This is a genomic window from Micromonospora siamensis (genome assembly GCF_900090305.1).
Taxonomy (GTDB): Bacteria; Actinomycetota; Actinomycetes; order Mycobacteriales; family Micromonosporaceae; genus Micromonospora; species Micromonospora siamensis.
In genome coordinates, this window is the sequence record NZ_LT607751.1 from 5,624,608 (window position 1) to 5,638,507 (window position 13,900).

The following is a 13,900-nucleotide window of genomic DNA, read 5'->3' on the forward strand; positions in this document are numbered from 1 at the left end:
TCCCCATTCTCGGCCCGTCGCGCACCGGCCGCCCGGCGGTTTACCGGCGGCCCGTGGCCACCGGGCCGCCGGGTACCTCCCTCCCTCCCGGTTTTGTCCCGGTTATCGGCCGACATCGGTGCGGCATCCGCCCGGAACGACGTATCCGACGGATCGCCCGGGTGGGCCGTGATCGTCCGGGAGGCACCTCCCGGACCGCGACCGGAACCCGTACGCAACGTGTTTCGCGTTGGTCACATCGACGCCGTTATGCAACATTCGCCCCTGCTTCCCCTGCGGTTGACTCCCACCACGGGTTACCTTGGGCGAGCCGGACCGGTCGACCGCCATCCACCCGGATGGCCCCGGCCCGGTGCCGCCCGGGGCGTCAGCAGCTCCCCGGCGGCTGGTGGGAGAGGAGCCCTCCGCTCTTGTCGTCCCTACGGATACTGCTGCGCTCCCTCGCGGTCACCGGCCTCGCGGCCGTGCTGATCGCACCGGCGTCGGCCGTCCGGGCCGAGCCGACCCCCGCCGAACTGACGGCGCAGATCGAGAAGTCCTCGCTCCAACTGGAGCGGGTGGTCGAGGCGTACAACGGCCTCACCGAGAAGATGAAGGCCAACCAGGCCACGGCGGCCACCCTGAAGACCCAGCTCGGCCCGCTGGAGACGCAGGCCGAGCAGAGCCGCGCGGACGTGGCCGAGATGGCGGTGACCGCGTACAAGACCGGTGGGCTCCGCGACGTCGAGGCGCTGCTCGCCCCGGGCGGCTCGGGTGCGCTGGCCGACCGGCTCAGCACGATGGACCGGCTGACCCGGCAGCGGCAGGACCGGATCGCGGGCTACACCGCGAACCAGCGCCGGCTGCTGGCCCAGAAGGCCCAGCTGGACACGACGGTGGCCCGCCAGGCCGCCCAGGGCCGCGAGCTGGCCGCCACCAGGAAGCGGATCGAGACGGACCTGGCCCGCCTCTACGAGCTGCGCCGCCAGGCGTACGGGCGGGCGACCGAGGCGGCCGAGGCGGCCCGGGCGGCCGAGGCCCGGCAGGCAGCCGCCGACCGGGACACCAGATCGACGTCCACCTCGAAGTCCACCTCGAAGTCCACCTCGACGTCGACCGCGTCGGCGCCACCGGTCTCCGGCGCCGCGGGCACCGCGGTGCGGTACGCCTACGGCGCCCTCGGCAAGCCGTACGTCTGGGGCGCCGACGGCCCCGAGGGGTACGACTGCTCGGGGCTGACCCTGGCTGCCTGGCGGGCGGCCGGCAAGTCACTGCCGCACAACGCGGCGATGCAGTGGGACAAGGTCAGCCACATCAGCCGCGGCGAGTTGCGCCCCGGTGACCTGGTCTTCTACTACGACCTCGGGCACGTCGCCATCTACGTGGGGGACGGGCAGGTGATCGACGCGCCGAGCGCCGGCCGGAACGTCCGCAAGCGGTCGGTGGACATGGCCTCCCCGTACGGCTACGGCCGGGTGCGCTGACCCGGGAGCACGACGAACGGCCGGCGTCCCCGCGAAGGGACGCCGGCCGTTCGGTGTCTTCGGCTCGGGTCAGGCCGCCTGGAGCCCTTCGGCCCGGGCCAGCTCGCGGAGCCGGCCGAGCGCCTGGATCTCCAGCTGCCGGATCCGCTCCCGGGAGAGCGAGAAGCGCGACGCGACCTCGGTCAGCGAGTGCTCCCGCCCGTCCTCCAGGCCGTACCGGGCCCGCATGATGCCGGCGGACCGGTCGTCGAGGTGGTTGAGCAGGCCCTCGATGCGCTGCCGCTCCAGCCCGCTGAGGACGATGTCCTCCGGCGAGGGGGCGTCGCTGTCGGCCACCAGGTCACCCAGGTTGGTGTCGCCGTCGTCGCCGACCGGCGTGTCCAGCGACACGGTGTCCTGCGACCAGCGGCGCAGCTCGTTGACCCGCTCGACGGTGACGCCGAGGGACGCCGCGATCTGCTCCGGCTCCGGGTCGCTGCCCAGCTCACGGGTGAGCTGCCGGGCCACGTTGCGCATCCGGTTGACGTCCTCCACCAGGTGCACGGGCAGCCGTACGGTGCGCTCCTGCTGGGCGATCGCCCGGCTGATCGCCTGGCGGATCCACCAGGTGGCGTAGGTGGAGAACTTGTAGCCCCGCTCGTAGTCGAACTTCTCGACCGCGCGGACCAGGCCGGTGTTGCCCTCCTGGATCAGGTCGAGCATGGGCATGCCCGAGCGGACGTAGCGCCGGGCGATCGACACGACCAGCCGCAGGTTGGCGCGGATGAAGAGGTCCTTCGCCCGCTCGCCCTCGGCGACCAGCCGCCGCAGGTCCTCCCGGTCGACGCCGGCCGGGACCTGGTCCTCGCCGAGCAGGTGCTCGGCGTAGAGCCCGGCCTCGATGGCCTTGGAGAGATCGACCTCCATGGCGGCGTCCAGCAGTGGCGTCCGGGAGATCTCGTGCAGGTAGACTCCGACCAGGTCGCGCTCCTCGGCCACCTCGTCGGTACGCATTCCGATGTTCTTGTCCACGTTGCCCACGGTCCCCTCGCTCGCGCCGGTTGCCCGGTTCCTTGCCATCCCCACATCCATCGGCCAGCCCCTCCTGCGTCTTCCGCAGTGCCCCCCGGTGCTGACCTGACACCTGCACAACAGCCGGGACGTGTCGGGGATTCCATGTCGTGAGTCGAAAGTGTCACGAATGCCTGAGTAGTAGCTGGGAGCACGGTCGATGTTTGCTGTCAGCGCCGTCGCCTTGACGTGCCGCCCCACCTGGGACGACGCCGGATCCGCAGTTCGTCGCACCCCTACGGGCATCGCAACACCGCGCGCCCGGGGAGCGCAGCGGCCCGGGTCACCGCCCAGCTGCGATCCTCGTCACTAGCCACATACGCGTCGGCGTACCGGCCGGTTCATCCATGGGGAGATGATTACCCCCACGCCTGCTCAACAATCGCCGGACGGGTGGCACGTCCCATCGACGAGGTGTTCCGCGTCTCATTCCCCGGGCGCGGGGCGGTGACTCAGGAGGCGAGCAGGGCGAGCGCGCCGCGGACCTGGTCGGCGGAGCGGGCCAGGGCGGCCCGGGCGGCCGGGATCTCGGCGCCGGAGACCAACGCGACCAGCGCGGTCTTCAGGTCGCCGTCCGCGTCGTGCAGGGCCCGCCGGCAGATGTCCTCGGCGCAGCCGGTGGCCTCCTCCAGGATGGCGATCATCCGCCCCCGGAGCTTGGCATTGGTGGCGACCACGTCGATCATGAGGTTCGAGTAGACCCGGCCGAGGCGGACCATGACGGCCGTGGAGAACATGTTCAGCACCAGCTTCTGCGCGGTGCCCGCCTTCATCCGGGTCGACCCGGTGACCACCTCGGGTCCGGTGTCCACCCCGACGAACACGTCCACCGACGTCGCGGCCGGGGCGTCCGGGTTGGCGCAGACCAGCGCCGTCGCGGCGGCCTGGGCCCGGGCGGCGGCGAGCGCGCCGAGCACGTACGGCGTGCGTCCGCTGGCCGCCAGGCCCACCACCAGGTCACCGGGGCGGACACAGTCGGCCGCCTCGGCGGCGCCAGCCCGGGCGTCGTCCTCGGCGTCCTCGACCGCGCGCCACATGGCCTCCGGCCCGCCGGCGAGGTGCGAGCAGAACCAGTGCCGCGGCGAGTTGAAGGTGGGCACCAGCTCCGCGGCGTCGAGCACCCCGAGCCGGCCGGAGGTGCCCGCGCCGAAGTAGTGCACCCGCCGCCCGGTGCGCAGCGCCGTCACGGCCAGGTCGACCATGGTGGCGATCTCGTCGAGGACGGCGGCGACCGCGGCCGGGACCCGACGGTCCGCGTCGTTGATCACGGTCAGCACGTCCCGGGTCGACATCAGGTCGAGGTCGGCGCTGTGCGGGTTGCGCCGCTCCGTCGGCGCACCGACCCGGACCACGGGACGGACCGGACGGGGGGCGGCGAGTTCGTGGGGGTCGACCCGGCCGGCGGTCACCCGCGCCTCCGCCCGGAGCCCACCCGGTGCGACTGGACGGCCTCGGCGGTGGCCTCGAGGGCCTTGCGGGCCTTCGCCCGGTTGCGGGCCGCCACCCCGACGAAGAGGCAGTCGACGACGGTGAGCTGGGCGAGCCGGCTGGCCATCGCCCCGGAGCGGTAGGTGGTCTCCCGGGCGGCGGTGGTGAGCACGAAGTCGGCCACCTCGGTGATCGGCGAGCGGGGGAAGTTGGTCAGCGCCACCGTGGTGGCGCCTCGCGCCCGGGCCTGTTCCAGCACCTCGATCACGTCGCTGGTGGTGCCGGTGTGCGAGATGCCGACGGCCACGTCGCCCCGGCCGAGCAGGGCCGCGGAGGTCAACGCGGTGTGCACGTCGGGAAAGTAGAAGGCGGTGCGACCGATCCGGTGCAGCTTCTGCTGGAAGTCGGAGGCGACGAAGCCGCTGGCGCCGGCGCCGTAGACGTCGATCCGGCCGGCGGCGACGATCGCCTCCACCACCTGCTCGCAGACGGCGGGGTCGAGCTGCTCGGCCGTCTCCTCGACGGCCCGGGCGTCGTTGAAGGCGATGGTGGCGATGATCTGGGCCAGGTCGGCGCCGGGCGGGATGTCCCCGCCGACGACCCGCGCGTCCGGTGGCTCGACCCGGCGGGCGGCCTCGGCGGCGAGCCGGATGCGCAGCTGGGGATAGCCGTCCATGCCGACCGAGCGGCAGAAGCGGATCACTGTCGCCTCGGAGGTCTCGGCGGCGGTGGCGAGGTCGGTGATCGTCCGCCGGGCGGCGTCCGCCGGATCCGCGACGACCAGGCGGGCCACCCGCTGTTCCGCCGGGGACAGCGACGGGAGCAGGCCGCTGATGTGGACGATCAGGCCACCGGGCTCGTGACTCGCGGAAATCTTCGGACTCTTCGCCACGGATGAAACTTACTTTCAGCAGGCCCGACCGTCAACCACGTCTGCGCGTTTCCGACAAAAGTACGCCCACCTCGTGGGCCCCGTCCGGGCCACCCTCGGGCAGCCATCCGGCCAGGTGCTCGCGGATCCGCCGGGTGACCTCGTCCGGCGGGCCGGCGGCGTCGACCACCACGAAGGAGGCGTACTCCGGCAGGGTCCGGTAGGCGGTGGCCGCCGCGGTCAGGTAACCCATCGTCTCGTGGTCGGTGCCCCGCCGCTCGATCCGCTGGTACGCCTCGCTCGGGTCGACGGCGAGCAGGAAGGTGACCTGCGGCGGCGGGAAGACCCGGTAGCCGGCCCGGGCCAGCCGCTCCCAGCGTTGCCCCCCGTGCGCCCGGATGCTGGCGTACTGGCAGGCCGCGTAGCGGTCCATCACCGCCGTCCGGCCGGTCACCAGGCAGCTCAGCAGCGCGGCGGCGATCGCCAGCCAGCGCAGCACCGACTCGACGGCGAGCAGGCCGCCCCGGCCGACCAGGCGTTGGGCGTCCGGCCGCCCCAGCCGCTGCGCGAGCCGGCCCAGCCAACGCCGGCCGCCGGCGTTGCGGTGGTAGGTGGCCGGCCGCCCGGCCGCGGTGAGCGCCTCGGCGAGCCGGTGCGCCTGGGTGGTCTTGCCCGATCCGTCGATGCCGATCAGGGCGACGCGGCGCAACCGGGAGCGGCGGCGCCGGGCACGCGGTGTGGTGGCCACCCTCCACAGATTATCCGAGCGACGCACCCCTGGCGTGGTTTGTCCCCTTCCGCGAGGTCCACCACCGGCCCAGGTGTGGACGGCCCGAATGCCGGGTACGCCATCGGCGGATCCGACCGCCTGTCCCTCCACCACGACCGACGGGAGACGCAGATGGCCGAGCGCGGTGACGAGACCCTGCTGCACACGCTCAAACGCGTCGCCGCCGTGCTCAAGCAGTCGGACATCCCGTTCGCCCTGGGCGGCAGCTTCGCGGTGTACGCGCACGGCGGCCACTCCAGCGAACACGACGTGGACTTCCTGATCCGTGAGGAGGACGTCGACCGGGCGCTGGAGGCGCTGGTCGCCGAGGGCTTCCGGGCCGAACGGCCGCCGGAGGACTGGCTGGTGAAGGTCTACGACGAGGGCCGGATGGTGGACCTGATCCACCGGCCGATCGAGACCCCGGTCACCGCGGAGACCTTCGCCGACACCATCGTCCGGCCGGTCGACGCGATCCACATGCCGGTGCTGTCGGCCAGCCAGCTGATGGTGCACAAGCTGCTGAGCTTCTCCCAGCACTACTGCGACTTCGCCCGGGCCCTGCCGCTGGCCCGCTCGCTGCGGGAACAGATCGACTGGGAACGGGTACGCAAGGAGACGCAGCACTCGCCGTACGCGGAGGCGTTCCTGGTGCTGCTCGACCGGCTGGACGTGGTGCCGGGCGGCGGCACGGCCGAGGGAAGGGAGACAGCGTGACCGAGCGACACGGCGGCGGCGCCGGACCACCCGACGAGTACGTCGAGGCGGAGATCCACCGGCTGCTCGCCGAGGACCCGGCGGTCGCCGAACAGGGCATCACGGTGGTCCGCCGCGAGCGCGGCCTGGTGCTGTACGGCGAGGTGGAGAGCCCGCACCGACGCGAGGAGATCCTGCGCCGGGTGGCCGAACGCTTCCCCGACGTGCCGATCACCAGCGACATCGGGGTGATCCGCGCCCAGGCGCCCACCCAGGTGGAGGAACTGCCGTGAGGAGAACCCGATGATCCGCATCGCCGCCGTGGGCGACGTGCACCTGGACCAGGACGTGGTCGGCCGGTTCCGGCCCGCGCTGGACGAGCTGCCGGACTGCGCGGACGTGCTGCTGCTCGCCGGCGACCTGACCCGGCACGGCACCGAGTCCGAGGCGCGCTGCGTGGCGCAGGAGTTCGGCGACCTCGGGGTGCCGGTGGTCACCGTGCTGGGCAACCACGACCACCAGTGCGACCAGGTTCCGCAGGTGGTCAAGGTGCTGGAGGACGCGGGGATTACCGTGCTGGAGGGGACCGGCGTCGTGCTGGAGTTCCCGGCCGGGCGGCTCGGGGTGGCCGGGGTGAAGGGCTTCGGTGGCGGGTTCGCCGGTCGGTGCGCCAGCGACTTCGGGGAGCCGGAGATGAAGGCATTCGTCCGGACCACCAACGAGAGCGCCGACGCGCTGGGCGACGCGCTGCGCGGGCTGGACTGCGACCTGCTGGTCGCGCTCACCCACTACTCCCCCGTGCCGGACACCCTGGCCGGGGAGCCGCTGGAGATCTATCCGTTCCTCGGGTCGTACCAGCTGGGTCAGGCGATCGACTCGGCGCCGACGGCGCTGGCCCTGCACGGGCACGCGCACGCCGGCACCGAGCGGGGCACCACCCCGGGCGGGGTGCGGGTCCGCAACGTCGCCCACCCGGTGATCAAGCAGGCGTACAGCATCTTCCACCTGGGAGATCATCTGATCGGGTGACCAGGTTTTGCGGTTGTCCCCCCGGGGTATTCAGCAGCCATGGAGCTGATTCTCTGGATTCTCGCAGTTGTACTGGTGGTCGCCGGCATCCTCGCGCTGTTCCGTCGGCAGATCCTGTGGGGCATCGTCCTCATCGTGGTGGGGCTGCTGGTCGGCCCGGGTGGTGTCAGCATCTTCAGCTGACGAGGCGGCTACATGCCGCCGTACCGGACCCGCCGGGGTCGTCCGTTCCGGTTCTCCGTCCTCCCAGACAGGAGAAAACCGGAACGGACGACCCCGGCGCTTCGCTGTCCGGACCGTCCGACGTTTGCTCCGCCCGTCGAGCGGAAACATCTCGACCATGGAGATAACGCAGAGCGCCGGCCGGCGCACCTCTGGAGCGCGCAAGTGGTGGGCCCTGGCCGGCTTCGGCGCCGCCACGTTCGCCGCGGCCGCCATCGGCGGGCTGGGGGTCCGGGGCACCTCAGCGGAGTACCAGAGCCTGGAGCAGCCCACCTGGGCGCCGCCGTCGTGGCTCTTCGGCCCGGTCTGGACGGTGCTCTACGCGCTGATCGCGATCGCCGGCTGGCTGGTCTGGCGCCGGGTGGGCTTCGGCCCCGCGCTCTGGGCCTGGGTCGTCCAGCTGGTGCTCAACGCGATCTGGACCCCACTCTTCTTCGGGGCCGGCCGGTACGGCCTGGCGTTCGCCGAGATCGTGGCGATGTGGCTCGCCATCGGGGTGACGGTGGCGCTGTTCCGCCGGATCTCCCGGCCGGCCACCCTGCTGATGCTGCCGTACTGGGCCTGGGTGACCTTCGCCGCCGCGCTCAACCTGGCGATCTGGCGGCTCAACGCCTGACGCCGGTCGGTCGCCCCGGCGGACGGGGCGGCCGACCGGGCCGGTTCAGCAGCGTGGCAGGTTGGGGATATAGCCGTCGTAGCCGGTGTAGACGTAGGCGTCGGCGATGTAGCGCCCCGAGCCGATCCGGTCCCAGATGCTGCTGGTGCCGTACGTGCCGGTGACGCTGGTGCCGGAGGTCTGGCAGTAGATCGTGACCTTGGTGCCGTCGGCGACCGAGCCGACCGCGGAGTAGCCGGTACCGGGACCGGAGCGGACGGTCAGGTCCGCGCCCGCGGTGTTCACCGTGCCGGTGGCGGTGCCGGACGAGCAGTTGTTGTCGCTGGTGTAGGTCTTGGTGCCCCAGTAGTACGCCAGCGTGCCGTTGAACCGCGCCTGGATGTCGTTGCCGTTAAGGCGCTGCTCGTAGTGCAGGTGCGGACCGGTCGAGCCGCCGGTGCTGCCCACCCAGCCGATCACCTTGCCGTAGCCGACGCTCTGCCCGACCGAGACGTTGAAGCCGTTGAGGTGGGCGTAGTAGGTGGTGTAGCCGCCGCCGTGGTCGATCCGGACGTACTTGCCGTAGCTGGTGCCGCCGAGGTCGGTGACCCGGTCGACGGTGCCCGGCGCGCTGGCGACCACCGGGTCGCCGAGGTCGTCGGTGCGGTTGAAGTCGATCGCGTACGCCGGGCTGTGGTCGGTGCGGGTCTGCCCGGACCAGGACTGCCCGCAGGGGAACGGCACCTTGAACGTGGGCGCGGCCAGCGCCGGGCTCGCCGGCACCAGCAGGCTCCCCGCGACGACCAGGGCGGCCGCCAGCAGGCTCGACCAACGTCTACGCATCCAGCACCTCCGATGTTGAGATCCTTCAATGTGTAGCGCCCAGCTTGGCAGAAACTTCCATCAATGGGAAGGGCGTCCCGCGCCGGCGCGACCGGCCGTGGACCACTGCGCGTGGGAGCGCGCCCACGGCCGGTGAGCGGGTTTCGCGATTGTTACCGGGCCGTGTCCGGCTGGGGGTGGATCCGAAACCGTGCAAGCGCTTACATGTGAGGACGACCCATCGGACCGGCGTCCGGGCTCCCCAGCCGAGACCGCGCCGGCAAGGAAGGAGAACGGCATGGCGTATGCCAGATCACGCCAGGCTCTCGCGATCGCCGGCGTCCTCGGCCTGACGCTCGGCGCCACCGCCTGCGGCACCGGAGACGACAAAGGCAACGACAAGGCGGGCTCCGCCGAGTGCGCCGCATACGAGAAGTACCAGGGCAACGACGGCAAGAAGGTCAGCATCTACTCCTCGATCCGGGACATCGAGGCCGACCGCCTCGCCCAGTCCTGGAAGGAGTTCGAGGACTGCACCGGCATTACGATCGACCACGAGGGCTCCGGCGAGTTCGAGGCGCAGCTCGGCGTCCGGGTCCAGGGCGGCAACGCCCCGGACCTCGCCTTCATCCCGCAGCCGGGCCTGCTCAAGCGGTTCGCCGACGCCGGCAACCTCAAGCCGGCCGGGGCCGACACCAAGGCGATGGCCGAGCAGAACTACTCCCCCGACTGGCTGAAGTACAGCACCGTCGACGGCAAGTTCTACGGCGCGCCGCTGGGCTCGAACGTCAAGTCGTTCGTCTGGTACTCGCCGAAGACCTTCAAGGAGAAGGGCTGGCAGGTCCCGCAGACCTGGGACGACCTGATCAAGCTCAGCGACACCATCGCGGCCAGCGGCACCAAGCCGTGGTGCGCCGGCATCGAGTCCGGTGACGCCACCGGCTGGCCGGCCACCGACTGGATCGAGGACCTGATGCTGCGCACGGCCGGTCCCGAGGTCTACGACCAGTGGACCACCCACGGCATCCCGTTCAACGACCCGAAGGTCGCCGAGGCGGTCGACAAGGCCGGCACGATCCTCAAGAACGAGAAGTACGTCAACGGCGGCTTCGGCGGCGTGAAGAGCATCGCCACCACCTCCTTCCAGGAGGCCGGCGTGCCGATCACCACCGGCAAGTGCGCCCTGCACCGCCAGGCGTCCTTCTACGCCAACCAGTGGCCCGAGGGCACCAAGGTGGCCGAGGACGGCGACGTCTTCGCGTTCTACTTCCCGGGCATCGACACGGCCAACAAGCCGGTGCTGGGTGGCGGCGAGTTCGTCGCGGCCTTCGCCGACCGCCCCGAGGTCCAGGCGGTGCAGACCTACCTGGCCTCCGGCGAGTACGCCAACAGCCGCGCCAAGATCGGCGACTGGGTGTCGGCGAACAAGAAGCTCGACATCAACAACGTGCCGAACCCGGTGGACAAGCTCTCCGTGGGCATCCTCCAGGACCCGAAGACCCAGTTCCGGTTCGACGGTTCCGACCTGATGCCGGCCGCGGTCGGCGCGGGCACCTTCTGGAAGGGCATGGTGTCCTGGATCAACGGCAAGGACACCAAGACCGTGCTGAACGACATCGAGGGCAGCTGGCCGAAGTGATCATGCCCGGTGGCCCGGTTCGCGCACGCGGGCCGGGCCACCGGTCCACCCGACCCCGAAAGGAGGGTTGATGGACTTCGATTTCGCGGCGGAACAGCCGAAGTTCCTCATGTTGATGTACGGGCTGATCGCCTTCGTCCTGGTGGTGGGTGGCCTGCTCCTGCTCCTCGACGTGGTACCGGCCTTCTTCGCCCGTCGGCGCGAGGAACGGCTGGTCGCCGCGGCGGCGAACGGTGTCACGCTGCCCGCCCGTTCGCGCAGGCCGGGAGAGGGGATCTTCGCCCTCTTCTTCCTGCTGCCCACGGTGCTGCTGCTGCTCATCGGTCTCGTCGTACCGGCGATCCGCACCACGCTGCTGTCGTTCATGGACGGGCGCAGCGAGAACTTCGTCGGCCTCGACAACTACTCCTGGATGTTCTCCGAGGACTCGATCGTCCGGGTGCTGATCAACACGCTGGTCTGGGTGCTCCTGGTGCCGCTGGCCGCCACCACCATCGGCCTGCTCTACGCGGTCATGGTGGACCGGGCCAAGTTCGAGGCCGTGGCCAAGTCGCTGATCTTCATGCCGATGGCCATCTCGTTCGTCGGCGCCAGCATCATCTGGAAGTTCGTCTACGCCTTCCGGGGCGCCGAGCAGGACCAGATCGGCCTGCTCAACCAGATCGTCGTGTGGTTCGGCGGGGAGCCCAAGCAGTGGCTGCTCGACTCGCCGCTGAACACGCTGCTGCTGATCGTCATCATGGTCTGGATCCAGGCCGGTTTCGCGATGGTGGTGCTGTCCGCGGCAATCAAGGCGATTCCGGCAGACATCGTCGAGGCTGCCCGCCTCGACGGCGTGACGGCCTGGCAGATGTTCTGGCGGGTGACCCTGCCCAGCATCCGGCCGGCCATGATCGTCGTCGTGGTGACCATCACCATCGCCACGCTGAAGGTCTTCGACATCGTCCGTACCGCCACCAACGGCAACTACGAGACGAGCGTCATCGCCAACGAGATGTACAACCAGGCGTTCCGGTACGGCCAGAGCGGGCACGGCGCCGCACTCGCCGTCGTGCTCTTCGTCCTGGTCATTCCGATCGTGATCTACCAGATCCGCAACCTGCGGCAGCAGCGGGAGGGCTGAGATGACCACTGCCACGCCCACCGTCCCCGCCGGCACCCAGCGCGTCGACGGCCCTCGTAGGAGTCGAGCCGCAAGCGTTCGAAAGCGCCTCAACACGCGGGCCGCGACCCTGGTCTCGATCATTCTCGCGATCGTCTGGACGGTGCCGACCTTCGGCCTCTTCGTCTCGTCGTTCCGGCCGGAGAACCAGATCAAGACCACCGGCTGGTGGACCTTCTTCAGCGATCCGCAGTTCACCCTCGAGAACTACCGACAGGTGTTGTTCGGCAGCTCCTCCTCGGCCGGTCAGCTCGCCAGCTACTTCATCAACTCGCTGGCGATCACCATCCCGTCGGTGCTCTTCCCGTTGGCCTTCGCCGCGCTCGCCGCGTACGCGCTGGCGTGGATCAACTTCAAGGGACGGGACTGGGTCTACATCGCGATCTTCGCGTTGCAGATCGTGCCGCTGCAGATGGCCCTCGTGCCGCTGCTGAAGTTCTTCTCCACCGGAGTCACCGTCGCCGGCGTCCAGGTGCTGCCAGCCTGGGACCTGGTCGACGAACAGCGGTTCGTGCAGGTCTGGTTCGCACACACCTGTTTCGCCCTGCCGTTGGCGGTGTTCCTGCTGCACAACTTCATCTCGCAGCTGCCCAAGGACCTGATGGAGGCGGCCCGGGTCGACGGGGCCACCCACCCGAAGATCTTCCGCACCATCGTGCTGCCGCTGATCACCCCGGCCCTGGCGGCCTTCGGCATCTTCCAGTTCCTCTGGGTCTGGAACGACCTGCTGGTCGCGCTGATCTTCGCCGGGGGTGGCGACGAGACCGCCCCGCTGACCGTCCGGCTCGCCGAGCTGGCCGGCACCCGGGGCAACGAGTGGCAGCGACTCACGGCCGGCGCGTTCGTCTCGATCGTCGTACCGCTGATCGTGTTCCTGTCGCTGCAGCGCTACTTCGTCCGCGGCCTGCTCGCCGGCAGCGTCAAGGGCTGACCCGGCACGTCCGCCGCCGCCCGGCCTCGCCGGCGGCGGCGGACCGGGACGCGGAGCGGGGGTGCGATGACCAGGATCGACGACGTGGCGCGGCTGGCCGGGGTGTCCACCGCCACGGTCTCCCGGGCCCTACGAGGGCTGCCGACGGTCTCCGCCGCGACCCGCCGCCGGGTGCTCGCCGCCGCCGAGCAGCTGCACTACTCGGTCTCGCCCAGCGCCTCCCGGCTGGCCGGCGGGCGGACCGGCACCGTCGCGGTGATCGTCCCCCGGATCACCCGGTGGTTCTTCAGCACCGTGGTGGAGGCGGTCGAGGGCTTCCTGCACACCGCCGGCTACGACCTGCTGCTGCACAACCTCGGCGGCCGGGAACAGAACCGGCAGCGGGTGCTGCGCACCGCCAACCTGCACAAGCGGGTGGACGCCATCATGCTGGTCGCCACCCCGCTGCGCCCCGCCGACCGCTCGGCGCTGGCCGCGCTGGACCTGCCCGGCGTCACGGTCAGCTCCGGCACCGACGTGCCCGGCTGGCCGTGCGTACGGATCGACGACGTGGCCGCCGCCCGGACCGCCGTACGCCACCTGATCGACCTCGGCCACCGGCGGATCGCGCACATCTCCGGCGACCCCGACGACGAGCTGGCCTTCACCACCCACCTGGACCGGCGACAGGGCTACCGGGAGGCGCTGCGGGCTGCCGGCATCCCGCTGGACCCGAGCCTGGACGTGGAGTCGCAGTTCAGCATCGACGGCGGCAACCGGGCCGCCGCCGAACTGCTCGCCCGCGGCGAGCCGCCCACCGCGATCTTCGCCGCCTGCGACGAGATGGCGATGGGCGCGATGACCGCGCTGCGCGACGCCGGGCTGCGGGTGCCCCAGGACGTCAGCGTGATCGGCATCGACGACCACGACCTGGCCGGCGTGCTCGGGCTGAGCACCATCGCCCAGCCCGCCGCCGAGCAGGGGCTGCTCGCCGCCCGGCTGCTGCTCGACCCACTGGTCGTCCGGGCCGTCGAGCCGTACACCGGGCTGGTCGCCCGGCCCCGCAGCGGCGCGGAGCCGGACCGACCGGCGCCGCTGGCCCCGGTGATCCTGCCCACTCGGCTGGTCGTGCGCGAGTCGACCGCCCCGCCCCGGGCAGACTGAACGGATTCACCCGCCGCAGCGGCGGGCAGAGGAGAAGGAACCATCCGGCACCGCCCGCCCGGCTCGACACACGGGAGAAC

At 71.2% G+C, this 13,900-nt stretch carries 14 protein-coding genes and 1 pseudogene; 10 read left to right on the forward strand and 5 right to left on the reverse strand.

Going from position 1 to position 13,900, the window contains the following annotated elements; all coding sequences use genetic code 11:
* Positions 1-410: 410 nt before the first annotated feature.
* A complete protein-coding gene (locus GA0074704_RS25725) occupies positions 411-1,463 on the forward strand; it encodes a C40 family peptidase (protein ID WP_088972865.1) in 1,053 nt (350 codons plus the stop codon).
* 69 nt (positions 1,464-1,532) lie between these two features.
* Here GA0074704_RS25725 and GA0074704_RS25730 read toward each other — a convergent pair whose 3' ends face one another.
* The 4 genes from GA0074704_RS25730 to GA0074704_RS25745 all read right to left on the reverse strand — a co-directional run bounded on the left by GA0074704_RS25730 (position 1,533) and on the right by GA0074704_RS25745 (position 5,560).
* A complete protein-coding gene (locus GA0074704_RS25730) occupies positions 1,533-2,522 on the reverse strand; it encodes a sigma-70 family RNA polymerase sigma factor (protein WP_172880780.1) in 990 nt (329 codons plus the stop codon).
* Positions 2,523-2,965: 443 nt separating this feature from the next.
* On the reverse strand, positions 2,966-3,922 hold the full coding sequence (locus GA0074704_RS25735) for an N-acetylmuramic acid 6-phosphate etherase (protein WP_088972867.1): 957 nt from the start codon (positions 3,920-3,922) through the stop codon (positions 2,966-2,968).
* Positions 3,919-4,833: a MurR/RpiR family transcriptional regulator gene (locus GA0074704_RS25740; protein WP_088972868.1), complete on the reverse strand. Its 915-nt coding sequence runs from the start codon at positions 4,831-4,833 to the stop codon at positions 3,919-3,921. The genes GA0074704_RS25735 and GA0074704_RS25740 overlap by 4 nt, the downstream gene beginning before the upstream one ends.
* A 31-nt stretch (positions 4,834-4,864) precedes the next feature.
* Positions 4,865-5,560, reverse strand: coding sequence for a dTMP kinase (locus GA0074704_RS25745; RefSeq protein WP_088972869.1), 696 nt, complete (start codon positions 5,558-5,560; stop codon positions 4,865-4,867).
* Between the two features lie 120 nt (positions 5,561-5,680).
* Between GA0074704_RS25745 and GA0074704_RS25750 the strand changes: the two genes are divergently transcribed.
* The 5 genes and pseudogenes from GA0074704_RS25750 to GA0074704_RS25765 all read left to right on the forward strand — a co-directional run bounded on the left by GA0074704_RS25750 (position 5,681) and on the right by GA0074704_RS25765 (position 8,144).
* Entirely contained in the window at positions 5,681-6,298 is a 618-nt protein-coding gene (locus GA0074704_RS25750; protein ID WP_269458930.1) for a nucleotidyltransferase, read from the forward strand.
* Positions 6,295-6,570 carry a hypothetical protein gene (locus GA0074704_RS25755; protein WP_088972870.1) on the forward strand — a complete coding sequence of 92 codons (276 nt, stop codon included), beginning with the start codon at positions 6,295-6,297 and terminating at the stop codon, positions 6,568-6,570. The genes GA0074704_RS25750 and GA0074704_RS25755 overlap by 4 nt, the downstream gene beginning before the upstream one ends.
* A gap of 10 nt (positions 6,571-6,580) precedes the next feature.
* Positions 6,581-7,355 (forward strand): annotated as a pseudogene (locus tag GA0074704_RS25760) (metallophosphoesterase family protein).
* Positions 7,346-7,489, forward strand: coding sequence for a GPGG-motif small membrane protein (locus GA0074704_RS29115; RefSeq protein WP_018786997.1), 144 nt, complete (start codon positions 7,346-7,348; stop codon positions 7,487-7,489). Before GA0074704_RS25760 ends, GA0074704_RS29115 begins: the two are co-directional and overlap by 10 nt.
* Positions 7,490-7,646: 157 nt before the next feature.
* On the forward strand, positions 7,647-8,144 hold the full coding sequence (locus GA0074704_RS25765) for a TspO/MBR family protein (protein ID WP_088972872.1): 498 nt from the start codon (positions 7,647-7,649) through the stop codon (positions 8,142-8,144).
* 45 nt (positions 8,145-8,189) lie between these two features.
* Here GA0074704_RS25765 and GA0074704_RS25770 read toward each other — a convergent pair whose 3' ends face one another.
* Complete coding sequence (locus GA0074704_RS25770; RefSeq protein WP_088972873.1) at positions 8,190-8,966, reverse strand: M23 family metallopeptidase; 777 nt, start codon at positions 8,964-8,966, stop codon at positions 8,190-8,192.
* Positions 8,967-9,243: 277 nt separating this feature from the next.
* On the opposite strand from GA0074704_RS25770, the gene GA0074704_RS25775 reads away from it, so the two are divergent.
* From GA0074704_RS25775 to GA0074704_RS25790, 4 genes are all read left to right on the forward strand, one after another.
* On the forward strand, positions 9,244-10,584 hold the full coding sequence (locus tag GA0074704_RS25775) for an ABC transporter substrate-binding protein (RefSeq protein WP_088972874.1): 1,341 nt from the start codon (positions 9,244-9,246) through the stop codon (positions 10,582-10,584).
* Between the two features lie 70 nt (positions 10,585-10,654).
* A complete protein-coding gene (locus GA0074704_RS25780) occupies positions 10,655-11,707 on the forward strand; it encodes a carbohydrate ABC transporter permease (protein WP_088972875.1) in 1,053 nt (350 codons plus the stop codon).
* A 1-nt stretch (position 11,708) separates the two neighbouring features.
* Positions 11,709-12,677, forward strand: coding sequence for a carbohydrate ABC transporter permease (locus GA0074704_RS25785; RefSeq protein WP_088972876.1), 969 nt, complete (start codon positions 11,709-11,711; stop codon positions 12,675-12,677).
* Between the two features lie 66 nt (positions 12,678-12,743).
* Positions 12,744-13,820: a LacI family DNA-binding transcriptional regulator gene (locus GA0074704_RS25790; protein WP_088972877.1), complete on the forward strand. Its 1,077-nt coding sequence runs from the start codon at positions 12,744-12,746 to the stop codon at positions 13,818-13,820.
* Positions 13,821-13,900 lie beyond the last annotated feature (80 nt).